The sequence below is a fragment of the Niveibacterium umoris genome (assembly GCF_014197015.1).
Classification (GTDB): domain Bacteria; phylum Pseudomonadota; class Gammaproteobacteria; order Burkholderiales; family Rhodocyclaceae; genus Niveibacterium; species Niveibacterium umoris.
Genome location: NZ_JACIET010000002.1, coordinates 258,627 through 284,919 on the forward strand (window position 1 = coordinate 258,627; position 26,293 = coordinate 284,919).

The 26,293-nt window shown below is 61.9% G+C and carries 20 protein-coding genes; 4 read left to right on the plus strand and 16 right to left on the minus strand.

Annotated elements, in window-relative coordinates; genetic code table 11:
- Position 1: 1 nt before the first annotated feature.
- A complete protein-coding gene (locus GGR36_RS13285; protein WP_183635217.1) occupies positions 2-1,093 on the minus strand; it encodes an MBL fold metallo-hydrolase in 1,092 nt (363 codons plus the stop codon).
- Positions 1,094-1,243: 150 nt separating this feature from the next.
- Here GGR36_RS13285 and GGR36_RS13290 point away from each other — a divergent pair, with 150 nt between their 5' ends.
- Complete coding sequence (locus tag GGR36_RS13290; RefSeq protein ID WP_183635218.1) at positions 1,244-2,980, plus strand: sensor domain-containing protein; 1,737 nt, start codon at positions 1,244-1,246, stop codon at positions 2,978-2,980.
- A 36-nt stretch (positions 2,981-3,016) separates the two neighbouring features.
- Here GGR36_RS13290 and GGR36_RS13295 read toward each other — a convergent pair whose 3' ends face one another.
- From GGR36_RS13295 to GGR36_RS13355, 13 genes are all read right to left on the minus strand, one after another.
- Positions 3,017-4,423 carry a M48 family metalloprotease gene (locus tag GGR36_RS13295; RefSeq protein WP_183635219.1) on the minus strand — a complete coding sequence of 469 codons (1,407 nt, stop codon included), beginning with the start codon at positions 4,421-4,423 and terminating at the stop codon, positions 3,017-3,019.
- Between the two features lie 235 nt (positions 4,424-4,658).
- On the minus strand, positions 4,659-6,143 hold the full coding sequence (locus GGR36_RS13300; protein WP_183635220.1) for a glutamate synthase subunit beta: 1,485 nt from the start codon (positions 6,141-6,143) through the stop codon (positions 4,659-4,661).
- 23 nt (positions 6,144-6,166) lie between these two features.
- Positions 6,167-10,852 carry a glutamate synthase-related protein gene (locus GGR36_RS13305; RefSeq protein WP_183635221.1) on the minus strand — a complete coding sequence of 1,562 codons (4,686 nt, stop codon included), beginning with the start codon at positions 10,850-10,852 and terminating at the stop codon, positions 6,167-6,169.
- Between the two features lie 205 nt (positions 10,853-11,057).
- The gene (locus tag GGR36_RS13310) at positions 11,058-11,747 is read right to left on the minus strand and encodes a transposase (protein ID WP_183635222.1); all 690 of its coding nucleotides are present in this window, start codon (positions 11,745-11,747) and stop codon (positions 11,058-11,060) included.
- 5 nt (positions 11,748-11,752) lie between these two features.
- Positions 11,753-12,877: a deoxyguanosinetriphosphate triphosphohydrolase gene (locus GGR36_RS13315; protein ID WP_183635223.1), complete on the minus strand. Its 1,125-nt coding sequence runs from the start codon at positions 12,875-12,877 to the stop codon at positions 11,753-11,755.
- Positions 12,874-13,968 carry a 3-dehydroquinate synthase gene (gene aroB / locus GGR36_RS13320; protein WP_183635224.1) on the minus strand — a complete coding sequence of 365 codons (1,095 nt, stop codon included), beginning with the start codon at positions 13,966-13,968 and terminating at the stop codon, positions 12,874-12,876. Before aroB ends, GGR36_RS13315 begins: the two co-directional genes overlap by 4 nt.
- Positions 13,938-14,462, minus strand: a complete 525-nt coding sequence (locus GGR36_RS13325; protein ID WP_207064424.1) for a shikimate kinase — start codon at positions 14,460-14,462, stop codon at positions 13,938-13,940. Before GGR36_RS13325 ends, aroB begins: the two co-directional genes overlap by 31 nt.
- 100 nt (positions 14,463-14,562) lie before the next feature.
- Complete coding sequence (locus GGR36_RS13330) at positions 14,563-15,831, minus strand: Ig-like domain-containing protein (protein WP_221229588.1); 1,269 nt, start codon at positions 15,829-15,831, stop codon at positions 14,563-14,565.
- A 194-nt stretch (positions 15,832-16,025) separates the two neighbouring features.
- Complete coding sequence (locus GGR36_RS13335; protein ID WP_183635226.1) at positions 16,026-18,161, minus strand: type IV pilus secretin PilQ; 2,136 nt, start codon at positions 18,159-18,161, stop codon at positions 16,026-16,028.
- The gene (locus tag GGR36_RS13340; protein WP_183635227.1) at positions 18,158-18,691 is read right to left on the minus strand and encodes a pilus assembly protein PilP; all 534 of its coding nucleotides are present in this window, start codon (positions 18,689-18,691) and stop codon (positions 18,158-18,160) included. Before GGR36_RS13340 ends, GGR36_RS13335 begins: the two co-directional genes overlap by 4 nt.
- Complete coding sequence (locus tag GGR36_RS13345; RefSeq protein WP_420847496.1) at positions 18,688-19,368, minus strand: type IV pilus inner membrane component PilO; 681 nt, start codon at positions 19,366-19,368, stop codon at positions 18,688-18,690. The genes GGR36_RS13340 and GGR36_RS13345 overlap by 4 nt, the downstream gene beginning before the upstream one ends.
- On the minus strand, positions 19,362-19,955 hold the full coding sequence (locus tag GGR36_RS13350; protein WP_183635228.1) for a PilN domain-containing protein: 594 nt from the start codon (positions 19,953-19,955) through the stop codon (positions 19,362-19,364). The genes GGR36_RS13345 and GGR36_RS13350 overlap by 7 nt, the downstream gene beginning before the upstream one ends.
- Positions 19,952-21,031, minus strand: a complete 1,080-nt coding sequence (locus GGR36_RS13355; protein ID WP_207064426.1) for a type IV pilus assembly protein PilM — start codon at positions 21,029-21,031, stop codon at positions 19,952-19,954. The genes GGR36_RS13350 and GGR36_RS13355 overlap by 4 nt, the downstream gene beginning before the upstream one ends.
- Before the next feature lie 170 nt (positions 21,032-21,201).
- Here GGR36_RS13355 and GGR36_RS13360 point away from each other — a divergent pair, with 170 nt between their 5' ends.
- The gene (locus GGR36_RS13360) at positions 21,202-23,583 is read left to right on the plus strand and encodes a penicillin-binding protein 1A (protein ID WP_183635229.1); all 2,382 of its coding nucleotides are present in this window, start codon (positions 21,202-21,204) and stop codon (positions 23,581-23,583) included.
- Between the two features lie 34 nt (positions 23,584-23,617).
- Here the strand turns inward: GGR36_RS13360 and cyaY are convergent, their stop codons facing one another.
- Positions 23,618-23,944, minus strand: coding sequence for an iron donor protein CyaY (cyaY, locus tag GGR36_RS13365; RefSeq protein WP_183635230.1), 327 nt, complete (start codon positions 23,942-23,944; stop codon positions 23,618-23,620).
- 111 nt (positions 23,945-24,055) lie between these two features.
- Between cyaY and lptM the strand changes: the two genes are divergently transcribed.
- On the plus strand, positions 24,056-24,232 hold the full coding sequence (gene lptM, locus GGR36_RS13370; protein ID WP_183635231.1) for an LPS translocon maturation chaperone LptM: 177 nt from the start codon (positions 24,056-24,058) through the stop codon (positions 24,230-24,232).
- Here lptM and GGR36_RS13375 read toward each other — a convergent pair.
- Positions 24,229-24,915 (minus strand): hypothetical protein, encoded by a 687-nt coding sequence (locus tag GGR36_RS13375; protein WP_183635232.1) that lies wholly within the window; start codon positions 24,913-24,915, stop codon positions 24,229-24,231. The two genes, lptM and GGR36_RS13375, sit on opposite strands and share 4 nt — an antisense overlap.
- A 167-nt stretch (positions 24,916-25,082) precedes the next feature.
- Here GGR36_RS13375 and GGR36_RS13380 point away from each other — a divergent pair, with 167 nt between their 5' ends.
- Positions 25,083-26,261: an NAD(P)H-dependent flavin oxidoreductase gene (locus GGR36_RS13380; protein WP_242533260.1), complete on the plus strand. Its 1,179-nt coding sequence runs from the start codon at positions 25,083-25,085 to the stop codon at positions 26,259-26,261.
- Positions 26,262-26,293: the final 32 nt, after the last annotated feature.

A 26,293-nucleotide genomic window follows, 5' to 3' on the forward strand; every position in this document is an offset into this window, starting at 1 on the left:
ATCAGCCGGCGATGGGGCCGTGTTCGACCGGCAGCCCCATCTGCTGCCACAGCAACATGCCACCACGCAGGTTCGCCACCTGCGTGACACCCGCCTGCCGCAGGATCACCGTCGCCTGCCCGGAACGCATGCCGGCGTGGCAGACGGCAACGATCGGCCGCTCACGCGGCAACTCGGCGGCGCGCGCGCGCAGTTCGTCGAGCGGGATCAGACGGGCGGCGGGCAGGTGGCCGAGGCGGTCGTCCATCTCGTCGCGGCGACGCACGTCGAGAATCAGCACCTCCGGCAGATGCTCGGCGACCCACTCCGGATCGATCTCCAGCAAACCGGCATAGCTCTGGCGCACCGGACCCCATTCGGCGGGCTGCGGCACCTGTCCGTCCTCCGGTTTGCCCGAGCGCAGGTTGGCCGGCAAGGCCAGCGCGATCTGCTTGGGATGGGGAAGTTGCAGGTTTTCCATGAAGCCGACGAAGTCGCGCTCGTCGGCATGCCCGCCGAGGCGCGGGTTGTACGCACGCTCTTCGCCCACCGACGACATGGTGCGGCCGGCGTAGTCATGCGCCGGAAAGATCAGGCAGTCGTCCGGCAGGCTGAAGAGCTGTTCGCGGATCGAGCGGAACAAGGTGTGCGCGTCACCCTGCTGGAAGTCGCAGCGGCCGCAGCCACGGATCAGCAGCGCATCGCCGGTGAAGGCCAGCCCGAGGTCGTCGCTGATGAAGCTCAGGCAGCCCTCGGTATGGCCCGGCGTGGCGCGGACTTCGAGATAACGCTTGCCGAAGACGACACGTTCGCCGTGCTCAAGGCGCAGGTCGGCGCCCTGCAGGGCATCGCCGTATCGACGCGAGACGCCGATGCGGCAGCCCGTGGCGGCCTGCATCAGCCAGGCGCCGGTCACATGGTCGGCGTGGCAGTGGGTATCGAGCACACTCACCAGACGCAAGCCCAGTTCCTCGATCAAGGCGCGGTCGCGCAGGTGCTGCTCGAAGACCGGGTCGATCAGCACCGCTTCGCGGGTGAGCGGATCGCCAAGCAGGTAGGTGTAGGTGGAGGACGCGGCGTCGAAGAGCTGTCGAAAAACCAGTGCGCCATACATGGGAGCCCTCGCCATGCGATGTGGTTGGCAGACACGGTAAGCCCTCGCGGCGCGCGGCGCAATCCCTGCGCGGCACATGCCGATGGCGTCAAAGGCAGGCTGGGCCTAGAATCCACAGGAGGGATCGTCGGCTTCGGGGGAACGCACACGATGACACATGCAAGCACGCCAGCGACCGCTGCGGTGGCCACGGCGATGCATTTCGACTATGTGCTGGCGCAATCCCCGATCGGCATCGCCGTGATCAACGAGGCCGGCGTCTACGAGGCGGTGAACCCTGCCTACAGTGCGCTGTACGGCTACTCGAACGATGAACTGCTCGGCCAGAACCTCGAAGTGATTCTGCCGCCGCAGGCCCGTGAGCAGATCATCGGCCGGCATCGCGCCTTCCTGACCGAGCAGATCCCCTTCGACGGCGAACTCGACGTGGTGCGGCGCGACGGCACCCCACTGCGGGTGCTGGTGAAGTCGGCACGGGTGGAAGGCGCCGACGGCGTCGCGCTTCGCCTGGTGTACGTCTCCGACATCACCGAGCGCTGCCGGGTGGAATGCGCCTTGCAGGAATCACGCGCCTTCACGCAGTCGGTGCTCGACAGCCTGCAGGCCAACATCTGCGTCATCGATGAAAGCGGCCGCATCATCGCCGTCAATCAAGCCTGGCGCGACTTTTGCCACGACAACCATGGCGAGGCGTGCCGCTGCGACGAAGGCGTAAGCTGCCTGAACGCGTGCAATTGCGGGAGTGAGACCGGGACGCACAGCGCCGAGTGCATCGCCCCGCTGTTGCAGGAATTGCTGGCCGGCACGCGTGAAAGCTTCGAGGCGACCTACCCCTGCCACTCGCCGGGCGAGCAGCGCTGGTTTCTTGCCCGTGCCACGCGGGTCCGTGAGTCCCTGGCGACGCGGATCGTCGTTGCGCACCACAACATCACCCGGCTCAAACAGGCCGAAGAGGAACTGAAGGCGGCACTGCATTTCTCCGAGAACTTGATCGCCTCGATGCAGGATGGCTTCTCGGTACTCGACATCCACGGCGTTTCGAGGGACGCCAACCCGGCGCTATGCGCGATGACGGGCTTCTCCCGCGACGAACTGGTGGGCCGCAGCGCGCCCTTCCCGTACTGGCCGCCGGAAGCGCATGGCGAGATCCAGCGCGCCTTTGTCCAGACCTTGCGGGGCGAGCCGGGCAGCTTCGAGTTGACCTTCATGAAGAAGACCGGCGAGCGTTTCCCGGTGATCGTCAGCGCCTCGTCGCTGCGTGACGACAGCGGCAGGCAGGTCGGCTTCATCGCCACGGTGAAAGACATCACCGACCGCAAGGCGATGGAAGAACAGATCCGCCGATACGCCTTCTACGACACGCTGACCGGGCTGCCCAACCGGCGCCTGCTCGACGACCGCCTCGGCCACGCGATGGCGGCGAGCAAGCGCAGCGGACGCTTCGGCGCCGCGATGTTCATCGACCTCGATAATTTCAAGCCGCTCAACGATGCACATGGCCATGGCGTCGGCGACCTGCTGCTGGCGGAGGCCGCTGCGCGCCTGCGCGCATGTACCCGCCAGATGGACACCGTGGCGCGTTTTGGCGGCGACGAGTTCGTCGTGGTGCTCAAGGAATTGAACGGCGACGCGGACGCTTCCGCCGCATCGGCCCACCTGGTCGCCGAAAAGATCCGCGGCGCGCTATCCACGCCCTATCGCCTGATCAAGCCGCGCGAGCGCGGCAGCGACCAGATCATCGAACATCGCTGCACCGCGAGCGTCGGCATCATGCTGTTCATGGGCCAGGAGACGAGCGCCTCCGACATCCTCAAGTTCGCCGATCAGGCGATGTACGACGCCAAGGCAAAGGGGCGTGATGCGATCTGCATCCACGCCCATGCCTGAGCGCCTCGCCCGATGCGGGGCAAGGCGCAGCTTGGGTCAGCGTGGGGAACGGTAGGGCTTGCGCACCGGCACCTTGACGAGCTCGCCGCCCTTGAACGGCACGTTCTCGCCCACGCCGTTCATCGCCGCCACCAGTGCTGCGGCAAGCGTGCCGCCGGCGCGCTTGTTGACGGCCGGTATGGCCTCGCCGCTGCGCGCAGCGAGGATTTGCAGGCGCAGTTCGGTGATCGACGCGCGCTCGCTGGCATTGAGCGGACGCAGGCTGTCGGCGATGCCGCGCACCAGCACCTTCTGGTGGTCGGGCGCGAGGCCGATCATCTGGTAGATGTTCTTGCCCAGCACCACCCACAGGAAGTAGAGGTGCACCGCTTCCTTGCCGCTCTTGTCGGTCAGGTAGAGCGCGCGGGCCGGCAGCCCGTTGGCAGTGGTGGCTTCGATCTGCTGGGGCGTAGCGCGGTATTTGCGCGCGAGCTTCTCGGAGAACGCCTTGGCAATTTTCGGCAGATCGTCGGCCGACCCCTCGCCTGCGAGGCCAAACACCGCGACGCCATCCTTGGTCGGCGCCATGGCGTTCACCGTCTTGCGGGTGTTTTCCACCAGCCAGCCCTTCGGGAACACCATGCGGAAACCGAGGTCCGGATGCAGGAAGGTCTCGTCGTGAACCACGCCTTCTGCCGGGTCGGGGCCAACCAGCAGGCCGTCGAGTTTCTTCATCAGCGCCGCCTCGTCAGCCGCGATGCGCGGCAACGGAGCCGCCGTCAGACTGGCTGCGGTGCGAGTCAGCGTGCCGACACGCTCCGGCGTGCTCGGGTGGCTGTCGAAGAAGGTGGGCGCACGCTTCTCGTCCGTCATCGTCTCGATGAAGTGTTCCATGCGGTCGAGAATCGTCGCGATGGCGAGCGGGTTGTAGCCGGCCGCAGCGGCTAGGGGCTGGCCCAGCGCATCCGCTTCGCGTTCCTGATCGCGGCTGTAGCCGGCAGCGACTGCCTGGAAGGGCTTGGAAGCCAGCACCGCGAGGTCATCACTGATGATGCCGCCAACCAGTTCGCCGGGCAGCGCAAGCAGACCCAGCCGCTGCTCCTTCTTCATCTGGCGCACCGAATGGCGACGCTCCACATGCTGGATCTCGTGACCCAGCACGCCGGCGAGTTCGTCCTCGGAGCGGATCAGCGCGAGCAGGCCGCGAGAGACGTAGATGTAGCCGCCGGGCACCGCAAAGGCATTCGGCTCCACCTGATCGACGACCGAGAAGTGGTAGTTGAACTGACGCTTGGGCAGCGCAGCCGCAACGCGCTGGCCGACACTGTCCACATAGGCGATCAGCGCCGGGTCATCGACGAGCCCGATGTCGCTGGCCACTGACTGGGCGGCCTGCTGCCCCATCTGACGATCGACTTCCGTGCTCGGCATGCCGACGCAGGCCGCAACCAGGACGGCTGACATCAGGACGGCGCGTGATCTTCTATGCATGTGATTCTTTCTGGTGTGCGGGCAGCGTCGCGAGCAAGCGGGCGACGACGATCAGTCAGCACTGCGCCCGGGGTGGCAATGGGTCGCAGTTTACTCAATGCAGAGTGCAGCGGACACGCCTGCGCGGCCGATCCTGCCGCAGCAAAGAAAACGGGCGACGCAGGGGCCATTCCCCACGTCGCCCGTTCCGAGCCGAAGCCTGAGTCGGTCAGCGCGGCAGCACGCTCTCGCCCATCAGGAATTCATCAACGGCACGTGCGGCCTGGCGGCCTTCGCGGATCGCCCACACCACGAGCGACTGCCCGCGGCGCACGTCACCTGCCGCGAACACCTTCGGCACATTGGTGGCGTAGGCACCCGCACCCTCGGTGCTGGCCTTGGCGTTGCCACGGCCATCCTTATCGACGCCGAAGGCTTCAAGCATCGAACCGAGCGGATTCACGAAGCCCATCGCGAGGAACACGAGATCGGCCGGCAATTCCTTCTCGGAACCCGCGACTTCGGTCATCTTCATCTGGCCGGTCTTCTCGTCCTTGGTCCACTCGACGCGGGCGGTAACGACCGCCTTGAGCTTGCCGTTCTCGCCCTTGAAGGACTTGGTGGTGATCGACCAGTCGCGCTCGCAGCCTTCGTCGTGCGATGAAGAAGTACGCAGCTTGGTCGGCCAGTACGGCCACACCAGCATCTTGTTCTCCTTCTCCGGCGGCATCGGCATCAGCTCGAACTGGGTCACGCTTTTCGCGCCGTGGCGATTCGAGGTACCCACGCAGTCGGAACCGGTATCACCGCCGCCGATCACGACGACATGCTTGCCGGTCGCCTTGATCTGGTCCTTGAGCTTGTCGCCCGCATTGACCTTGTTCTGCTGCGGCAGGAACTCCATCGCAAAATGCACGCCTTCGAGCTCGCGGCCCGGCACCGGCAGATCACGCGGGATTTCCGAACCAGCAGCGAGCACCACGGCGTCGAACTCGGCCTTGAGTTGCTCGGGATCGATGGTCTGCTTGGCATCGGAACCCACGCCCTTCGGCAGGCCACCCTTGCCCACGTACACGCCGGTCTTGAAGACGACACCTTCGGCCTTCAACTGCTCGAGGCGGCGGTCGATGTTGCCCTTGTCGAGCTTGAAATCGGGGATGCCGTAGCGCAGCAGGCCGCCGATACGCGAGCTCTTCTCGAACACCGTCACATCGTGGCCGGCGCGCGCCAGTTGCTGCGCAGCGGCGAGGCCCGCGGGGCCGGAACCGACGATGGCAACCTTCTTGCCGGTCTTCTGCAGCGGCGGCTGCGGCTGCACCCAGCCATTCGCCCAGGCCTTGTCGATGATTGCGTGCTCGATCGACTTGATGCCGACCGGCAACTCGTGGATGCCCAGCGTGCAGGCGGCCTCGCACGGCGCCGGACAGATGCGGCCGGTGAACTCCGGGAAGTTGTTGGTCGAGTGCAGTGTCTCGATCGCCGCCTTCCAGTCCTGGTGATACACCAGGTCATTGAAGTCCGGGATGATGTTGTTGACCGGGCACCCGTTGTTGCAGAACGGGATGCCGCAGTCCATGCAGCGTGCGCCCTGCACCTTGGCCTGTTCGTCACTCAGCGTGAGCACGAACTCCTTGTAATGCTGCTTGCGCTTGTCGGCGGCCTCGTAGCCTTCTTCGACGCGCGCGAATTCCATGAATCCGGTGACCTTACCCATTTTCGTTTTCTCCGGTTTCTCGATCAGGCGGTTGTCGCAGAAGCTGCTGCGGCCTTGGCGGCAGCCAATTCCTTCAGCGCACGACGGTATTCCTTCGGCATTACCTTGACGAAGGCTGCGCGGGATTCGGCCCACTTCTCGATCAACGTCTTCGCACGGAAGCTGCCGGTGTAGCGGAAGTGGCGCTCGACCAGACGCTTGAGGATCGCCTCGTCGGTCTCGCCCTCGCCACCACGGGTGACGGCATGCCACAGTGCGCGCTCGACCTTGGCTTCCTGCTCGGCGCTGCTGAGCAACGGCTCGACGTCGACCATCGAGAGGTTGCACTTCTGCGCGAAGACGCGATCCGGGTCGTAGATGTAAGCCACGCCACCCGACATACCCGCCGCGAAGTTGCGGCCGGTATCGCCCAGCACTATCACGGTGCCGCCGGTCATGTATTCGCAGCCGTGGTCACCCACGCCTTCGACAACCGCCGCCGCACCCGAATTACGCACCGCGAAGCGCTCGCCGCCGACGCCGTTGAAGTAGGCCTCGCCACCGGTGGCACCGAACAGCACGGTGTTGCCGACGATGATGTGCTCCGGCCCGAAACCACGGAAGTCGTTCGGGCTGCGCACGATGACGCGACCACCGGCCAGACCCTTGCCAACATAGTCGTTGCCTTCGCCAACCAGATCCAGCGTCACGCCGTGCGCCAGGAAGGCGCCAAAGCTCTGGCCGGCGGTACCGGCGAGCTGGATGTGGATGGTGTCGTCCGGCAGACCGGCGTGGCCGTAACGCTTCGCCACTTCGCCCGACAGCATCGCGCCGGCGGAACGATTGACGTTGCGGATCGGGGTGATGAACGAGACACGCTCGCCCTTTTCCAGTGCCGGCTTGGCCTGTTCGATCAGCTTGTGATCGAGGGCGCGCTCAAGCAGGTGATCCTGCGTGTCGGTGGCGCGGCGAGCGACGCTCTCGGGCACTTCCGGCAGATGGAAGATGCGGCTGAAGTCCAGCCCCTTCGCCTTCCAGTGCGAGATCGCCTTCTTCTTGTCGAGCAGATCGGCACGGCCGATGAGGTCCTCGAACTTGCGGATGCCCAGTTGGGCCATGATCTCGCGCACTTCTTCCGCGATGAAGAAGAAGAAGTTGACCACGTGCTCCGGGCGGCCCGAGAACTTCTTGCGCAGCTCCGGATCCTGCGTCGCCACACCCACCGGGCAGGTGTTCAGGTGGCACTTGCGCATCATGATGCAGCCTTCGACGACCAGCGGCGCGGTCGCGAAACCGAACTCGTCGGCACCCAACAGCGCGGCGATCGCGACGTCGCGGCCGGTCTTCATCTGACCATCGGCCTGCACGATCACGCGGCCACGCAGGCCGTTGAGCACCAGGGTCTGCTGCGTTTCGGCCAGGCCGAGTTCCCACGGCGAACCGGCATGCTTGATCGAGGACAGCGGCGAAGCGCCCGTGCCACCGTCGTGGCCGGCGATCACGATGTGATCGGCCTTGCACTTGCTGACACCTGCGGCAACCGTGCCGACACCGACTTCCGACACCAGCTTCACCGAGATGCTGGCCGTCGGATTGACGTTCTTCAGGTCGTGGATCAGCTGCGCCAGATCCTCGATCGAGTAGATGTCGTGGTGCGGCGGCGGCGAGATCAGACCGACGCCCGGCACCGAGAAACGCAGCTTCGCGATGTACTCGGACACCTTGTGGCCCGGGAGCTGGCCGCCCTCGCCAGGTTTGGCGCCCTGCGCCATCTTGATCTGGATCTGGTCGGCGGACACCAGGTACTCGGCGGTCACACCGAAGCGGCCCGACGCCACTTGCTTGATCTTGGAGCGCAGCGAGTCGCCTTCCTGCAGCTCAATGTCGCGCTCGATTTGCGCCTTGCCGACGATGCCTGCAAGGGTTTCGCCCTTCTTGATGAAGATGCCCTTCATCTCCTTGGCGTAGCGCGCCTCGTCCTCGCCGCCTTCACCGGTGTTCGACTTGCCGCCGATGCGGTTCATCGCGATGGCCAGCGTCGAGTGCGCTTCGGTCGAGATCGAGCCGAGCGACATTGCACCGGTGGCGAAACGCTTGACGATTTCCTTTGCCGGTTCGACTTCGTCGAGCGGGATCGCCTTGGCCGGATCGATCTTGAACTCGAACAGACCGCGCAGCGTCATGTGGCGCTTGGTCTGGTCGTTGATGATCTGGGCGTATTCCTTGTAGTTCTGGAAGCTGTTCGAGCGGGTCGAGTGTTGCAGTTTGGCGATCGCATCCGGCGTCCACATGTGCTCTTCGCCGCGGATACGGAAGGCGTATTCACCGCCGGCATCGAGTGCGTTGGCCAGCACCGGGTCGTGACCGAAGGCGGCAGCGTGCAGACGCAGGGCTTCCTCGGCCACTTCAAAGATGCCGATGCCCTCAACGTTGGACGCCGTGCCCTTGAAGTACTTCTTCACCAGGTCGGAATTGAGGCCGATCGCTTCGAAGATCTGCGCGCCGCAGTAGGACATGTAGGTCGAGATGCCCATCTTGGACATGACCTTGTTGAGGCCCTTGCCCACCGCTTTGACGAAGTTCTTCACCGCCTTGTCCGGGCCCAGCTCGGCCGGCATGTCCTTCGCCATCTCGCGCAGGGTTTCCATCGCGAGGTAGGGGTGCACCGCTTCGGCGCCGTAACCGCCCAGCAGTGCGAAGTGGTGCACTTCGCGAGCCGAGCCAGTCTCGACGACGAGACCGGTCGAGGTCCGCAGGCCCTTTCCGACGAGGTGCTGGTGGATCGCCGACGTGGCCAGAAGGGCCGGGATCGCGACGTTCTGTGCGTCGATCTTGCGGTCCGACACGATCAGCACGGTGTAGCCGGAGCGCACCGCATCTTCGGCTTCCGCGCACAGCGAGGCGATGCGCGCCTCGATGCCGTCGCGGCCCCAGGCGACCGGGTAGCAGATGTTCAGTTCGTAGGACTTGAACTTGTTGTCGGTGTACTTCTCGATCTCGCGCAGCTTCGCCATGTCCTTGAAGTCCAGCACCGGCTGGGAGACTTCGAGACGCATCGGCGGGTTGATGTTGTTGAGGTCGAGCAGGTTCGGCTTCGGCCCGATGAAGGACACCGTCGACATCACGATCTGTTCGCGGATCGGGTCGATCGGCGGGTTCGTCACCTGCGCAAAGAGCTGCTTGAAGTAGTTGTAGAGCGGCTTGTGCTTGTTGGACATGACCGCCAGCGGCGAGTCGTTGCCCATCGAGCCGATCGCTTCTTCACCGCTCGCCGCCATCGGCGCCATCAGGAACTTGATGTCTTCCTGCGTGTAGCCGAAGGCCTGCTGGCGATCGAGCAGCGAGGCGCGCACTTCCTGCTGGGCTTCCGGGCCATCGACTTCGTCGAGCTTGACCTGGATGCGCTTGATCCACTCGCGGTAAGGCTTGGCGTTGGCCAGCGAATCCTTGAGTTCCTTGTCGTCGATGATGCGGCCGGCTTCCATGTCGATCAGGAACATCTTGCCCGGCTGCAGACGCCACTTCTTGACGATCTTGCTCTCGGGAATCGGCAGCACGCCGGCCTCCGAAGCCATCACGACGAGGTCGTCGTCGGTAACGAGGTAGCGGGCGGGGCGCAGGCCGTTACGATCGAGCGTCGCACCGATCTGGCGGCCATCGGTGAAGGCGATCGCGGCGGGGCCGTCCCACGGCTCCATCATCGCGGCGTGGTACTCGTAGAAGGCGCGGCGGTTCTCGTCCATCAGCGTGTGCTGTTCCCACGCTTCCGGAATCATCATCATCGCCGCTTGCGCGAGCGGGTAGCCCGCCATCGTCAGCAGTTCGATGCAGTTGTCGAAAGTCGCGGTATCCGACTGGCCTTCGTACACGATCGGATAGAGCTTCTTCAGGTCGTCGCCCAGCACCGCCGACTTCATTACGCCTTCGCGCGCGCGCAGCCAGTTGAAGTTGCCCTTCACCGTGTTGATCTCGCCGTTGTGCGCGATCATCCGGTACGGGTGGGCCAGCGGCCACTCCGGGAAGGTGTTGGTCGAGAAACGCTGGTGCACCAGCGCCAAGGCAGAGATACATCGCGGATCGGCGAGATCCTTGTAGTACACGCCGACCTGGTTGGCGAGCAGCAGGCCCTTGTAGACGATCGTGCGCGCCGACATCGACGGCACGAAGTATTCCTTGCCGTGCTTGAGCTTGAGGTTCTGGATCGCGTGGCTTGCAATCTTGCGGATTGCGTAGAGCTTGCGTTCGAGCGCTTCGGTGACCATCACGTCGGGGCCGCGGCCGATGAAGATCTGGCGGATCACCGGTTCCTTGGCGCGCACCGTCGGCGACATCGGCATCTCGCGATCGACCGGCACGTCGCGCCAACCGAGCACGACCTGGCCTTCGGCGCGCACGGCGCGTTCCATTTCCTGCTCGCAGGCGAGGCGCGACGCGGCTTCCTTCGGCAGGAAGATCATGCCGACACCGTACTCGCCCGGCGGCGGCAGTTTGACGCCCTGGGTAGCCAACTCTTCGCGATAGAGCTGGTCAGGAATCTGGATCAGGATGCCCGCGCCGTCGCCCATCAGCGGGTCCGCGCCCACCGCGCCGCGGTGATCGATGTTCTCAAGGATCTTCAGACCGTTCTGGACGATCTCGTGATTCTTCTGACCCTTGATGTGGGCCACGAAGCCGACGCCGCAGGCGTCCTTTTCATTGGCGGGATCGTACAGACCCTGGCGCTGTTCCATCTCTTGCTCCCATTGCGGCGCGCGTGCGCGCGTAGGCCGGCCCATGGCCGGGACGGCCGAACAATAAACCCACAGAGCGCGTGGGCTCAAGCGCTATAAAACGGGGTCAGAGTAGATTTAGTGAATGCCTGATTCCGGTGCGGGTTTGAAATGGGGACACATCAATTTGGTGCAGAGCTCGCGCGAAGCAGACGCATGCGGGCGGCTACGCCTTGGACTTGCTCGGCCTGCCTTTGGGCAATGGCGCCATTCGGCGACTGGGTGGCGGGGCGCTGGGGTCGCTTTCGAGGTGACCCAGCAACCAGCCACGATGGGCTGCATAACGGATCGCTTCCAACTCGGTCTTGCCCGCCCCCTGTTCCAGGTAACGTCGATAGCTCGCTTGCCGTTCAAAAGGGGTGTTTCCCAGGGACCAGAATTGGGTGTGATCGGTGAGGTGAGGATCACTTTCAAGCCCGAGGTGCGTGCGCGCACTCGACCACGGCCAGTAGGGGGCTTCTGGCACCGCCCCACTGCGCACCGGGTTGGTGTCCACATAGCGGTAGCTCGCAAGCAGCCACTGGGACGGCTCCAGGACGGTGGATCGATAGCGCCCTTCCCAAAGTGTGCCCGTACGCCGATGCCGGTCGTTGAACCAACGGACATAACGACGCCCCTGCCGTTGCATCCAGTTCGGAATGCTCCGTTCGTCTGCTCCGGTCGCGAGAAAGTGCACGTGGTCAGGCATCAGCACATAGGCGTGAAGCTGCACCGCGCACTCCTTGAGGCCGTCGCGCAGGCACTGGAGAAATTGCTGGTAGTCGGTCTCGTCGATGAACAGCGCCGTCCGGTTGTTGCCGCGTTGCGTAATCAGCTGTGGCAATCCGGGTACGTACAGACGCGCCAGTCGGGCCATTTGACTTACAGGCCGGTGTCGCCAATGGCAAAGAGGCGACGATGCTCCTTCATGGCATAGCGATCAGTCATGCCGGCGATATAGTCGGCGATGGCGCGCGCCTTGTCCTCGTCGGCCTTGCGCTGGTACTGCGGTGGCAACAGACGCGGGTCACTCATGAAGGCATCGAAGAGGTCGCGAATGATGCGCTTGGCCTTTGCCATTTCGCGCAGAACGCGGAAGTTCCAGTACAGCTGTTCACGCAGAAACACCCTCAGCGGCTTGAGCGCTTGGTGCATGGCCTCACTGAAGCCGGCCAGTCGTGGCGCCGCATGAACGTCTTCGAGTGTTTCGATCCGGTGTGCGCTGATTTGGGCCTGTGTGGTCTCGATCAGATCGATGGTCTGCGCATTGATGAGGCGACGCAGGGTTTCATGGATCAACTTGCGCTCCGCCAAACCCGGATGCCGCTCGCGAACCGCTTGCATGTGTTTCGCCACAAGCTCGACCGACTCCAGCTGCTCGAGGCTCAGCAGGCCCGACCGCAGTCCATCGTCCAGGTCGTGATTGTTGTACGCGATTTCATCGGCGTAGTTGTTCAGCTGCGCTTCGAGCGAAGGCTGCCGTTTATCGATGAAGCGCTTGCCGAGGTCGCCCAGCAGCCGCGCATTTGGCAGCGAACAGTGTTTCAGGATGCCTTCGCGCGTCTCGTACATGAGGTTGAGGCCGGAGAATTCGGCGTAATGCTCCTCCAGTACTTCAACAGTGCGTAAGGACTGCAGGTTGTGTTCAAACCCGCCGTAGGCCTTCATGCACTCGTTCAACGCATCCTGGCCAGCATGGCCAAAAGGCGTGTGGCCGAGATCGTGTGCGAAGGCAATCGCTTCCGACAAGTCCTCATTGACCGCAAGCACGCGCGCGATCGAGCGCGCGATCTGGGCGACCTCGATGCTGTGGGTGAGGCGCGTACGAAAGAGATCGCCTTCATGATTCACAAAGACCTGGGTCTTGTATTCGAGACGGCGAAACGCAGTCGAATGAACTATCCGGTCGCGGTCACGCTGAAACTCGCCGCGTCCCTCAGGCCGCGCCTCGAAGATCCTGCGGCCGCAGGAGTTCGCCTCGGATACGGCGTAGGGCGCCATGCTCATTCGCAACAAGCCTCAATCGCGGCGCAGACTTCGCCATCGGTCGCGCCGCTGTGAATCACTGCGCGGCCAATCCCCTTCAGCAGAATCAGTCGCAATTGGCCATCAGCGACTTTCTTGTCATGCCGCATCAACTCCAGGTAACGCTGCGCGCCGAGCACCGGCCCTTTGGTCGGCAGGCCTGCGCGCGCGAACAGCCGGACAGCACGGTCGATCTCTACGTCGCTTAGCCAGCCCAGGCGTTTCGAAAGCGCCAGCGCCATGACGGTGCCGGCGGCAACGGCCTCGCCATGCAGCCAGACGCCGTAACCCATGCCGGTTTCAATCGCATGCCCGAAGGTATGGCCGAGGTTGAGTGTCGCGCGCTCCCCTTGCTCTGTCTCATCGGCCGCGACCACTTCCGCCTTGTTACGGCAAGAGACCTCGACCGCATGTGCGAGCGCCTCTGGATCCCTCGCGAGCAGGGCATCAAGATGGCGCTCGATCCACTCAAAGAAGGCCGGATCGCGGATCAAGCCGTACTTGATCACTTCGGCCAAACCGGCCTTCAGTTCGCGGTCTGGCAGGGTCGCCAGCGTTCCGATGTCGGCAATGACCAGGCGCGGTTGGTAGAACGCGCCGATCATGTTCTTCCCCAGCGGGTGATTGATTGCGGTCTTCCCGCCGACGGACGAATCAACCTGCGAGAGCAAGGTCGTGGGGATCTGGATGAAGGGCGCGCCACGCTGGTAGGTGGCCGCGGCAAACCCCGTCATATCCCCGATCACGCCGCCGCCCAGTGCAATCAGGGTGGTCGACCGCTCGGCATGACTGCCGAGCAGCGCGTCGTAGATCAGGTTCAGCGTCTGCCAATCTTTGTGGGACTCTCCGTCCGGCAGCACGACGCTTTCACAACTTACGCCTTCGGCTGCAAGTGCGTCGGTCAGCAGATCCAAATAGAGCGGCGCCACGGTCGTATTGGTAACGACGACCGCCTTCTTCCGTTTCAGATACGGTACCAGCCGTGCGCCGACCGACAGCAAACCGGCACCAATCACAATTGGATAGGCGCGATCACCAAGCGCTACTTCGAGGACGCGGACTGCTTCTCCCATTCCTTCAGAATCCTGTTCACTGCAGAACTGGAATGGTACCGCGAGCCATCGAGGATGAAGTCAGCAACTTCGCGGTACAAGGGATCGCGCAGAACGCGCAAATCATTCAAGGTTCGAAGCGGGTCGTCGACCTGGAGCAACGGTCGGTTCGGATCCCCCTTCGTTCGCTCATAGAGTTGGACAACCGGTACATCCAGATAGACCGTCCAACCAAGTTGCTGCAACAGGGCGCGAGTGCGCGGATCCAGTACGGCCCCGCCGCCAGTGGCCACCACAACATTTGGGAGTTTCATCAACTCCTCGATCGTTGCGGTCTCCCGCCGTCTGAATCCCGCCTCACCTTCAAGGTCAAAGATCGTCGGAATTCTGACGCCGGTCCTTCGTTCAATCTCGTGATCGGAATCGTAGAACGTTGCGCCGATTCTTCTGGCAATGAGGCGGCCGATGGTCGTTTTTCCTGATCCCATCAGCCCCACCAAAACAATATTCCTCACGGTCTTCGCCAGACAGAAAATGAAAGAGGAGCCGATGATAACCGGCCCCTCCCTGAATATCACAAAGCCAGCGCGAGCTTTGCAATGTGCGAACTAGTGGTCAGTCCTTAGGGATACACGTATTTAACTTCATGTTCGCCTCTGTACCAGTGTCTGACAAACAGTTGCGGACGTAGTAATCGGCATCACCGAAACCCGACGAGTCCACCGGCTTGTTATTGACGATGACGTTTCCACCGTTCGAAACCAAACCAAGAGCGTTCGCCACCCACGAACCATCAATCGTGATCGGCTCGCTCGCGTAACCCTTGGGTGTAGCGAGCGGACTCTGGAGATAGTTCCCGACCGAGTAGGCGATGATGTGGTGTTTGCCAAGACTTACGGTGCCCTTACCCGTATAGTTTGCCGAGCACTGGCTATTGACAGTCAGGCAAGCGCCGGAAGGCTGCCCTGCGAGCTTGGTCGCAACAACGACCCCGGTATCGCTGACCATGTTGACGACCGTGCCGTCGGCTACCGGGTCCCCTTTTTCATCGGCTACATAGACGGTAAAGAGACAGGGATAGGTGCGGTCACCAAGCTTATTGCAGGTGGCGCCCGAGTCCCAAAGCATGAAGAACTTTGTCTGATCGGGTTTGCGGCCAGAGATCACGATCTGGTCATCCGACCAGACTTCGGGCGTCTTGGTTGTCCCTGCTGTATCGACCGCCCACGCGATCACGTTGATACTGATCGGCTCCACACCAGCGGTCACGGTGACGCTGGCAAGACCATCGGCGTCTGTTTTGACCGTGGTATCAACGCTGCCATCGTTGCCGTTAGTCAGGATTCCGCCATTCCGGCGGGTCACCGTGAAATAGACAGTCTTGTTGGCCAGCGCAGTGTTATTCGAGTCAAACACCTTGAATGTGACAGTCGCCTTTTCCGATGCATTCGCTGCACCCAGCGCCCCACCTTTGACAAAGATGCGGGTTGGCGTAGCGCTCACGTACCGGACATAGGCAGGTTCACCCGGGGTGGTCGTGAATTTCTTCTCGTTGATCCGAAACGCGATCGGCTGCGACACGTCTGTGCTGGTCGTACCGTTAACGATTGTCGCTTTAGCTGTGAAGGTTACTGCACCGGTCGAAGACGACGCAGCCGCCGTGATCTTGAACTTTCCCATCCCCGTGGAATCCGTCAGCGCGGTGCTAGCGGTCAGCGCAGCCAGAGCAGGGTCACTCACAGTTGCGGTGACGATTTGCGCCGGCACGGCGACACCTGCCTTGTCCGTAACCGTGACCCTGATTTCGGTTGTTTCCGGAAAGACAAGACCATCGGTGACGTTGTCGAACGGATCCCCGTTTGCCTTGTACGTCGCGATCTTCATGACATAGGCGGCAGCATCGGGATTGGGCTTGGTTGTACCGCAATCCGGAAGCCCACACGCCCCGCTACCGCCACCACAACCACCCAATAGCACAGCCGAGCCAAGTATCAGCGCCGACCAACCCAACAAACGTTTCAACATTCCATTTACCTCCAACCGCACAGCGGCCTGCAGCATTCAGAAATCAAGGCGCCTTAGCGAGCTGCGCTCTGATCAGACACGATTCGTGGTGTGATGAAAACGAGCAGCTCTGTCTTGTCGTCAACACGCGCATTGTCACGGAAAAGATATCCAGCAACAGGAAGATCGCCGAGGAACGGAATCTTGGTAGTCTGATTGGTCGTCTCTTGCGTGTAGATGCCACCAATGACAACGGTGCCACCATTCTCCACAAGCACTTCGGTCTTCACGTGTTTGGTGTCGATCGCAATGCCGCTGCTCGTGGAGATTTTCGTATTGGGGGTGTCCTTGTTGACGTCCAGACTCATCATGATCTTTCCGTCAGGCGTGATTTGAGGCTTCACCTTTAGCGCAAGGTTAGCCTTTCTAAACGACACACTTGTTGCACCAGAGCTTGTCGCTTGCTGATAGGGAATCTCAACGCCTTGCTCGATGATGGCCTCAACTTGGTCAGCAGTCATGACGCGCGGGCGGGAAATTACTTTTCCTTTGCCGTCGGCTTCAAGTGCCGAGATTTCTAGTGCAAGGAAGCGTGTAGCGTTGCTATTCCACAGCACAAACGACAGAGCGCCGGCGGCTTTGGCGGCAATCGCCCCAGCGGGCAGATTGACCGCAAGGCCATCGGTGTAGAGATTCGGCTTCGTTTCAACCAAGCCAGCCTGGTACGTCGTCTGCCCAATCCCTGCACCGAAGTTGTTACGGCCTACGCTACGCCCGTCCGTAGTAGTGCCAACCACACCACCGGCACTACCGCCAAACCCGAGCCGCACTCCGAGATTCCGGGTGAAGGTATCCGCAGCCTCCACAATTTGGGCTTCGATGAGAACTTGCCTCACCGGCACGTCGATTTCCGAAACAACGCGCCGGATATCATCCAGGCGAGAGCCAATATCGGAAACGAAGAGTTTATTGGTGCGCTCGTCGACAACGACGCTTCCGCGCTTGGACAGGATCGTCTGATCCCGATTGCGCAGGAAAGCCGCTACTGAAGTCGCCTTGTGATAGTTGATCTGGAAACTTTCCGTGCGCAACGGTTCGAGATCGGTGATCTGCTGACGCGCTTCGAATTCAAGCCGCTCACGCGTTGCAAGTTCATCACGCGGCGCGATCCATATCACATTGCCGTTCTTGCGCATGTCGAGCCCCTTGGCCTGGAGGATGATGTCCAGCGCCTGATCCCAGGGCACGTCTTTAAGTCGCAGCGTCAAATTGCCGGTCACCGAGTCGCTTGTAATGATGTTGAAGTTCGTGAAGTCGGCAATCACCTGCAGGACAGAACGGACGTCGATATTCTGGAAATTGAGCGAGAGTTTGTCGCCTGCGTACTTCTGACGACCGGCCCCCTGTACCAGCTTGCGCGGATCTTCTTGAACCTGCTTGACCTCGACAACGAACTGATTGTCGCTTTGATAAGCGTTGTGCTCCCAGAGGCCTTTCGGCGCGATCACCATACGTACGCCCGACCCTTGCGGGGTCGACGTGATCGAAGTTACCGGCGTCGCGAAATCGGTCACATCAAGTCGTTTGCGAAGTTGTTCCGGCAACGAGGCGCGGGCGAAATCAACAACGAGATTATTGCCTTGTTGTTGAATGTCGATGCCGACGCCCGGATCAGACAAATCGACGATCACACGCGCTTCGCCGTCTTTCCCGCGCCTGAAGTTGATGTCACGAATTGCATGGCCAGAGCTGGCGGGCGTTGCTTCAGCAAACTTCGCGGTTTGGGGCGCAACAGAGGCGGCGGCCGAGCCGGCGAGTGTTACAACGACGTTCTTGTCTTCAATCCGGGTCTCATAGGCAAGCGGGCGCTGAAGGTTCAGTACCAACCGTGTCCGATCACCTGCCTGGACAATGTTGGCGCTTCTCAGGTCGCCCTCATTGAAGACTTGGGAACCTTTTCCGGTACCGTTAATTGTCGCTGGAAAGTCGATTGCAATGCGCGCCGGGTTGGCTACAGAGAAGCTTCCTGGCACCGATTGGATCGCCTTTTTCAAGGTGATCTTCACCACGATGCCATTGCCTTGTTTCGCAACACCCACCGCTTCAATGCTGTTTGCAGTTTCCGCAGCAGTCTGGGCCGACGCAGCAAACGGCATGAGAGCCATTGCGCCGATTACGGCGGCATACGCCATCCGGGTAAACAGTCTCATTTCGTGGCCTCCTGCAGTTGAAGCGTATTCACACGCTCCACCCAGTCTCCATTGGTATCTTCGATCAGTTCCTTCAGCGTAATCTCGCTCTCGGAGACGTTAGTAATCACCCCAAAGTTCTGACCCATGTAATTTCCGACCCCAACTTGGTAAAGCGTTTTGTCTGCGCTAATGATTGCCATCGGCTTGCCCTTCATGCTCAAGATGCCCACCATTCGGAGGCTCTCAAGCGGATAGGATTCCAACGGCTCACGACGACGGTTCAGGTCCGGTTTTGCGCCGCCACCACCACCTTTTGCGGCTTCAATTTTGGCGGGGCGGAACGGATCAATGAGGGCGCCCGCATCGTAGGCGACTACTGGAAACGTTTGTAGTTGCGGAAGGGGCGGGACGCGCCCCTTGAGGTCCTTGGAAGACTCTTCCATCCATTGCCTGACGCCCGCGTGGTCACCGCCACCACAGCCGGAAAGCACCGCCAATGCAAGCGCTACCGTCACTCCGCTAATTGCACGAGAAGGCGCAATTTTCATTTCGCACCGCCTTTGTTCTGCGCGGCTTTGTCGCGACGCTGCTTGGCAACTTCCGCGTCATCAAGATACCGGTAGGTCAGTGCCACTGCGTCCATCTTGAGGCTGCCGTCCTTATTGGTCTCAAGTGCAATCTCGTTCAGCGTAACGATCCGGGGAAGCTTCGCAACGTCTCCAACAAAGTTGCCAATGTCGTGGTAGTTACCTGTGATCCGGATTGCGACAGGTACCTCGGCATAAAAATCGCGTAGCTGCTCGGTTCCCGGCTTCCAGAGTTCGAACTGGAGACCGCGCCCGAGACCGGCCTGGTTCACGTCAATCAGCAGGTTCTCCATCTCGGTCTTGCTCGGCAATTGTTTGAGCAAAGCGCCGAACTGACGGTCGATCTCCGCGAGTTGCTTGCGATGCTCATCAAGATTGACGGCCTGCCGTTTCTTCCCCAGCCACTCCTCCTTGAGCTGGCTCTCTTCCTGCAGTTTCTGCTCAAGCTCTTCGCCCTGGGATTTCCAGTCAAACCACCAGGCAACGCCCAAAAGCACCACCAAAATGCCGACCAACGCGGCAATGCGCGGGGCGAGCGGCCAAAGCCCAGGGTCATTCGGATCGAGTTGCCTGAAATCCTGGACGATTCGATCGAACCGGATTTCGCTCAGTTTCTTCAGAACGGGCGCGGTCACGATTTCTTCTCCGTCGGCGTCGCAGGCTTCTTGTCGTCAGTCTCTGACTTCGCCCTCTCCACGTAGATATCCAGCGTGAATTCCGAAACGCGGCGCTTGTTCAATTCCGCCGCCTTGATCTCGATGAGAACCGGGCGCTCCAGAACCGGCGATGCGTCGAGGTTACGCATCAGCGTTGAAACCCGAGCGTTCGACTGGGTATAGCCGCTGAGCGTGATCTTGAGTCCGGCCTGCTTGATGCCCTTTAGGAAAACACCTTCGGGCACCAACTTCGCCAGTTCATTGAAGATATGAACGGTTTCAGCGCGGTGACTCTGCAATTGCTCAATCACCTGTTTGCGCGACAGCAAGGCTTGCGTTTGTTCCTTCAATCGCTTGATTTCAGCGATGTCCTTGTCAAGCTTGGCGATTTCGCTTTTCAGGAAATCGTTGTCTGCCTGCTGCGACTCGATCCTCGACTGGTTGAACGAATGCACCGCCAAGGCGATCACAGCACCGCCGATCAAGGTAGCAACTGCAAGGACATAAAACTGTTGCCGCCGCTGGCGTCTTGCTTCTTCTCGGTGCGGAAGTAGGTTGATGCGGATCATTCGTCAAACCTCCGCAAAGCCAGTCCGCAGGCGACCATTAGCGCTGGAGCATCCGACGCCAGGCTCTTGGGACGGATGCGCTGCGCCAGAGCCATGCCCGAAAAAGGGTTTGCCGTCACGGTCGGGATCTGGGTCCGTGAAGACACCACCTGATCGAGACCGGGAATCACGGCGCAACCGCCCGCCAGAATGACGTGATCGACCTGATTGAAAGTGGTCGAAGTAAAGAAGAACTGCAGCGCGCGCGAAACTTCCAGCGCCAGACTGTCCATGAACGGTCGCAGCAGTTCCACTTCAAAGTTCTCCGGAAGACTTCCGGTGCGCTTCGCAGATTCAGCCTCGTCAACGTTCATGCCGTATTGGCGTGCAATATCCTGCGTCAGCTGATTTCCGCCAAAGGCCTGCTCTCGCGTGTAGAGCTGTTGTTCGTTGCGGAAGACCGTCGTCTTGAGCATATTCGCGCCAGCATCCACCAGGGCGACGATTCGATTCTTGCCGCCCTCGGGGAGTTGTGCCCGGATGAGATCCAGCGCCGCCTGCGCGGCAAAGGACTCAACGTCCATCACCTGCGGCTTGAGGCCCGCGGATTCCGCAACCGCGACACGGTCCTCGACTTTCTCCTTGCGGGAGGCCGCGATCAGCACTTCGACCTCGTCCTCGCCACCAGGCGCCGGGCCCAGTACCTGAAAGTCGAGGTTAACCTCCTCGATCGCGAACGGGATGTACTGGTTCGCTTCGGACTCGACCTGCACCTCCATCTCGGTCTCTCGCAAACCAGCGGGCAGGATGATCTTCTTCGTGATCACCGCTCCGGCAGGCAGCGCAAGGCCGACATGTCGCGTTGTCGTCGACATCCGTTTCCAGGCGCGGCGCACAGCGTCCGCCACCACATCGAGCTGCGCGATATTGCCGTCGCTCACCGCATCGCGGGGCAACGGTTCAATCGCGTAACGCTCCAGCCGTCGCTGACGGCCGTTGACGTCGGACAACTCGACCAGCTTGACAGCCGAGGACGAGATGTCCAGACCGATCAGCGGCCTCGCTTTTCCGGCGAAGATCGAAGAGAAGTCGATCACGGGAAAATGCCCTTTTTAATCAACAAATTAGGCACAATTGCCACAATTTACTTGAAATCCTAGCAGTAACTTTTAGCAGATGTAAAGACAAAAGTATGAATTAGGAATGTTCGGCCGGCCGCACGCCTTGCCTCGCCTATAATCCGCCTTCCCGTCCTGACGCCAGTGCCATGCGTTACGCAACCTACATATTCGCGATTTTCATCGGTCTGATACTTCTGGCTGCCGCCACGGTCGGGCTTGCGGTGGCCTTTGCCTGGCCCAAGCTGCCGACCCTGGAAGCGCTGACCGACTATCGGCCACGCATCCCGCTCCGCGTATTCACCGAGGATGGCCAGCTCATCGGCGAGTTCGGCGAAGAAAGGCGCACTTTCGCGAAAATCCAGGAAGTCCCGGCCCACATGAAGAACGCCGTCCTCGCGGCAGAGGACGATCGCTTCTACGAACATGGCGGCGTCGACATCGCCGGATTCCTGCGCGCTGCGGTAGCCAACCTCACTTCTGGCGGAAAGCGTCAGGGCGCAAGCACGATCACCATGCAAGTCGCCCGAAACTTCTTTCTCACCCGCGAGAAAAGTTACAGCCGCAAGCTTTACGAGATTCTGCTGTCGATCAAGATCGAAAAGAACCTCACCAAGGATCAGATCCTCGAGCTGTATTTCAATCAGATCTATCTCGGTCAGCGTGCCTACGGCTTTGCAGCGGCCTCCCAGATCTATTACGGCAAGAATCTGGGACAGTTGAATATTGCCGAGGCAGCCATGTTGGCAGGGCTACCGAAGGCACCTTCCGCTTACAACCCGATTACCAACCCGGCCCGCGCAACCTTGCGCCAGCACTACGTCTTGCGGCGCATGAAAGAACTCAACTTCATCACTGCGGCGGAGTATGAGGACGCACTCAAAGCGCAACTCAAGCCTGTGAGGGGTGGTTCGGAAAACTATCCGGTGCACGGCGAGTACGTCGCCGAGATGGCGCGCCAGATGGCCGTCGAACAGTTCAAGGATGCCGCGTATACCGCGGGCGTTCGGGTCATCACGACGGTCAAGGCAGCGGACCAGGAAGCGGCCTATCTCGCACTGCGCCGAGGCTTGCTCGACTACGAACGCCGGCACGCTTATCGCGGCGCCGAGGCCTATGTCGATATGGCCGGCATCAAGGGCGACACTGATGAGCAACTCGATGTACTGCTTGAGGATTTCCCCGACAACGGCGAGATGATTCCGGCGATCCTGCTGGAGGCAAGCAGCGCACGTATCCGCGCCTATACCCGCGGCGGCGAGGTTCTTGAATTCACCGGGCAAGGTCTTCGTTTCGTGTCGCCGATGCTCGCCGACAATGCGGCGCCCGCCAAACGGCTGAGACGCGGCGCGGTGATCCGTGTCGCCAAAGGCAGCAAGGGATGGGAGATCGTGCAGGTGCCCGATGTCGAGGGTGCCTTCATCGCGGTCGATCCGCAGACTGGCGCCGTGCGTGCGCTTGCCGGCGGCTTCGACTACAACCGCAACAAGTTCAACCATGCAACACAGGCGTGGCGGCAACCAGGGTCGAGCTTCAAGCCCTTCATCTACTCGGCCGCACTTGAAAAGGGCTACACGCCGAGCAGCATCGTCGACGACGCACCGCTGTCGTTCTCGTCCGGGCAGACCGGCAGCCAGGCTTGGGAGCCGAAGAACTACGACGGCAAGTACGAGGGGCCAATGTCAATTCGCGCGGCGCTGGCCAAATCGAAGAACATGGTCTCGATCCGATTGCTCAACTCGATCGGTCCTCAGTACGCGCAGGACTACGCCGCGCGATTTGGTTTCGACCCCGACAAACACCCCGCCTACCTCACGATGGCGCTCGGCGCCGGTTCGGTGACCCCGTGGCAGATGGCCCAGGCGTATTCCGTCTTCGCCAACGGCGGATATCGTGTTCAGCCCTTCATCGTCAAAGAGATGCAGGACAGCCAGGGCCGCGTGCTCGCCCGCACGCAGATCACCAGCGCGTCGGATGGCGCGCCGCGTGTGATCGACCCGCGCAACGCCTGGCTGATGGACAGCATGATGAAGGACGTCGTGCGCCATGGCACCGCAACCAAGGCTCTTGCGCTCAAACGCAACGACCTCGCGGGCAAGACCGGCACGACCAACGAATACGTTGACGCCTGGTTCTGCGGCTACCAGCCTTCGCTGGTGGGCATTGCCTGGATCGGATACGACACGCCGCGCAAGCTCGGCTCCGGCGAAACCGGTGGCGCCGCGGCCTTGCCGGTTTGGATCAACTTCATGGCGAAAGCGCTGCAGGGCGTACCGGAGAAGATTTTCGAAGTGCCGCAAGGTCTGGTTGCCGTCACGACCAATGACGGCCGTGGCGACTTTGTGTACGAAGAGCGTCTCGGCGCACCGCCACCCGACGCGGAAGCGCCGGCCGAAGGCGAAGCCGCAGCGCCTCAGAGTGCTCCAGGCCCTGCGCCGGCACCAAGCCCGGTGCTGCCGGTTCAGCCGCAGCCAACACCATTACCGCGGGCACCGCACAATGAGGTGACCGGCGAGGTGCCACGCGGTTGATACGGCGGGCGACCTCAGGGTCGCGCCGTCGAAATCAGGCCGCGTCGCCGCGAACCAGACTCACCGGCTCGCCCGCCTGCGCGCTCGCGAGCCGGTTCAGGCAGGTCCAGAGTTCGGCGCCATCGCGGGTACCGACCCACTGCCGCCCGTCGTAACGGAAATGGAAGCCGCCGAGTCTGGCGGCAACCCAGATCTCTCGCGCAGCGCTGTGACGATTGATGATCATCTGGCTGCCATCGTCGAATTCGATCTGCAGCACATTGCCCGGCTGGACTTCAACGTCCATCCCGGCGTCGTCGAAAGCACGCTCGATCAGCACAAGCTCTTGCTCTGCGAGCGGATTGAAGACTGCTTCGTCCATCCCCGTCCCTGTCTGCTAGCATCCGGCACAGCCCCAGCGCCCGGCGCGCGGGTGCCGACTGCTGTTATGTTGATTTGAATGCCGCGCTGCGCGCGGCCCGATGGAAGCCGAATGTCCGCCCGTCCGACACACATCCTGATTTGCATCGCCGTCATGCTGCTCGGCGCCTGCGGCATCAAGGGCCCCCTCTATCTGCCGCCCCCGCCGAAAACCGTACCCCCGGCAATGCCGGCGCAGTCAGCGCCGACACAAGCCGTGCCCGATAGTAACAAAGCAGGCACCCCTTAACGCGCCGGGTATCCCGCACCGGCTTCCGCCGCACTGCGCGGATCGCTTGCGGAGATCGCGCGCATCAATGCGTCCAGCACCGGCGCGTTGAGCAGGTGCCAGATGAAGTGCGTCCCGCTCGGCCAGACCGTACACAGCGCCTGGTCGACACTGCGGGCGAGCAGGGCTCCGACTAACATCGCAAGCGCCTGCACCAGCGCAGGCCCGCCGGGCACGCCCTTCCGCGTCGTCCACAGCGCCGCGACCAACAGCGCAAGTGCGGCGCCCGCGTAGAACTCGGATCCATTGAGCGGGAGTTGCGACATCGCTTCCGGCAGTCCGAGATCAATAGCGATGAAGACCGCCACGCCCGCCAGAGCCGACCGCGTGCCCAACCCCGCGCGCCGCACCAGAAAACGGTGCAGATACACAAGCAGGAAGAGCGTGATGAAACCGGTATCGAGGAACATGGCCCAGCGCTGCGCGACGGTGTGGAAGGCCAGGCTGCCGATCGCGATGCAGAAGATCAGGCCCGCCAGAAGGCGCAGGTCAGTGACAGCGTCGCGCCCATGCAGGCGACGCCACGCAATCAAGGCCGTGATCACGAAGGCAAGATTGCTTAGCGCGCTGAGCGGTTCGGCCCACAAACCCGGGCCCGCCCGCTCGCAATAGGCATCAATGAAGTCGTAGGCGCCTGCATTCATGGGATGCCTCTCAGCGCAAAAGGGCTCACACAGTCCCCGATTGTTGCGCAGTGCAAACATGCGTTCATGGCAGTCAAGCGCATAGCTGCGGGCGTTTGCGACGGATCAAGGCTGTAATGTGTGTGCAATGCAACAGTGCCGGACTTTGCCCCCGAGGAAATACGCCAATGTCGATGATCCAGCACGCCTTCAAGCCGCTTGTGCTGCGCGGAAAACAACTCCTGCCTATCGTGCAGGGCGGCATGGGCGTCGGTGTGTCGGCCCATCGGCTGGCTGGCGCAGTGGCTGCGCTCGGCGGTGTCGGGACCATCGCGAGCGTCGATCTGCGTCGTCTGCATCCGGATCTTGAAGAGGCCACCGGCCGCTGCCGCGACAAGGCCGCCATCGAGGCCGCGAACCTGACCGCGCTGGACCGCGAGATCGCCGCCGCCCGCGAACTGGCCAAAGGCGTCGGTGTTGTCGCGGTGAATGTGATGCGCGCGGTGACCCAGTACGCCGACTATGTGCGTCAGGCCTGCCGCAGCGGCGCCGATGCGATCGTGATGGGCGCCGGCCTGCCGCTCGATCTGCCCGAACTCACCGCCGATCACCCCGACATCGCGCTGATTCCGATCCTCTCGGACGCGCGCGGCGTCACGGTGGTCCTCAAGCGCTGGATGAAGAAGAACCGCTTGCCCGACGCCATCGTGCTGGAGCATCCGGGCTGGGCAGGCGGCCACCTTGGCGCGGCGAACGTGGCCGGTACCACTGATTCGCGCTTCGACTTCGAGAAGGTCGTGCCGGAATGCCTCGAAGCGATTCGTGGTCTCGGTCTCTCGACCGAGCAGATCCCGCTGATTCCGGCCGGCGGTATCGACACCCACGACAAGGTGCGTCGCGTCATGGAGCTGGGAGGTTCGGCGGTGCAGGTGGGCACGGCCTTCGCGGTGACGCGGGAAGGCGATGCGGCCGACGCTTTCAAGCAGGTGCTGATGGGCGCGAACGAACAGGACATCGTCGAATTCACCAGCTGCGCGGGCCTGCCGGCGCGTGCGGTGGCGACCCCCTGGCTGAGCAATTACCTCAAGCGCGAGTCTCGTCTGCAGGATGCCGCGGCGCGTGAAGACGGCGGCGAACGCCAATGCACGCTCAAGTGGGATTGCCTGCTGCAGTGCGGCCTGCGCGACAAGCTCTCGAAGTTCGGCCAGTTCTGCATCGACAACCAGCTTGCCCACGCGGTGAAGGGCGACATTGCCAAGGGCCTGTTCTTCCGCGGCAAAGGCACGCTCCCCTTCGGCACCGAGATGCGTTCGGTACGCGAACTGATCGAATACCTGCTCGCCGACCTGCGCCCGGCACACGCCTGATCCGCGGCAAGCAGGCAGTAAAAGGCCGGCAC

What these genes read in the sequence shown, in the direction of transcription:
- GGR36_RS13285 (WP_183635217.1), bottom strand. Translation starts at nt 1,093, where the DNA reads ATGTATGGCGCACTGGTTTTTCGACAGCTCTTCGACGCCGCGTCCTCC.
- GGR36_RS13290 (WP_183635218.1), top strand. Translation starts at nt 1,244, where the DNA reads ATGACACATGCAAGCACGCCAGCGACCGCTGCGGTGGCCACGGCGATG.
- GGR36_RS13295 (WP_183635219.1), bottom strand. Translation starts at nt 4,423, where the DNA reads ATGTCAGCCGTCCTGGTTGCGGCCTGCGTCGGCATGCCGAGCACGGAA.
- GGR36_RS13300 (WP_183635220.1), bottom strand. Translation starts at nt 6,143, where the DNA reads ATGGGTAAGGTCACCGGATTCATGGAATTCGCGCGCGTCGAAGAAGGC.
- GGR36_RS13305 (WP_183635221.1), bottom strand. Translation starts at nt 10,852, where the DNA reads ATGGAACAGCGCCAGGGTCTGTACGATCCCGCCAATGAAAAGGACGCC.
- GGR36_RS13310 (WP_183635222.1), bottom strand. Translation starts at nt 11,747, where the DNA reads ATGGCCCGACTGGCGCGTCTGTACGTACCCGGATTGCCACAGCTGATT.
- GGR36_RS13315 (WP_183635223.1), bottom strand. Translation starts at nt 12,877, where the DNA reads ATGAGCATGGCGCCCTACGCCGTATCCGAGGCGAACTCCTGCGGCCGC.
- aroB (WP_183635224.1), bottom strand. Translation starts at nt 13,968, where the DNA reads ATGGGAGAAGCAGTCCGCGTCCTCGAAGTAGCGCTTGGTGATCGCGCC.
- GGR36_RS13330 (WP_221229588.1), bottom strand. Translation starts at nt 15,831, where the DNA reads ATGAAGATCGCGACGTACAAGGCAAACGGGGATCCGTTCGACAACGTC.
- GGR36_RS13335 (WP_183635226.1), bottom strand. Translation starts at nt 18,161, where the DNA reads ATGAGACTGTTTACCCGGATGGCGTATGCCGCCGTAATCGGCGCAATG.
- GGR36_RS13340 (WP_183635227.1), bottom strand. Translation starts at nt 18,691, where the DNA reads ATGAAAATTGCGCCTTCTCGTGCAATTAGCGGAGTGACGGTAGCGCTT.
- GGR36_RS13350 (WP_183635228.1), bottom strand. Translation starts at nt 19,955, where the DNA reads ATGATCCGCATCAACCTACTTCCGCACCGAGAAGAAGCAAGACGCCAG.
- GGR36_RS13360 (WP_183635229.1), top strand. Translation starts at nt 21,202, where the DNA reads ATGCGTTACGCAACCTACATATTCGCGATTTTCATCGGTCTGATACTT.
- cyaY (WP_183635230.1), bottom strand. Translation starts at nt 23,944, where the DNA reads ATGGACGAAGCAGTCTTCAATCCGCTCGCAGAGCAAGAGCTTGTGCTG.
- lptM (WP_183635231.1), top strand. Translation starts at nt 24,056, where the DNA reads ATGTCCGCCCGTCCGACACACATCCTGATTTGCATCGCCGTCATGCTG.
- GGR36_RS13375 (WP_183635232.1), bottom strand. Translation starts at nt 24,915, where the DNA reads ATGAATGCAGGCGCCTACGACTTCATTGATGCCTATTGCGAGCGGGCG.
- GGR36_RS13380 (WP_242533260.1), top strand. Translation starts at nt 25,083, where the DNA reads ATGTCGATGATCCAGCACGCCTTCAAGCCGCTTGTGCTGCGCGGAAAA.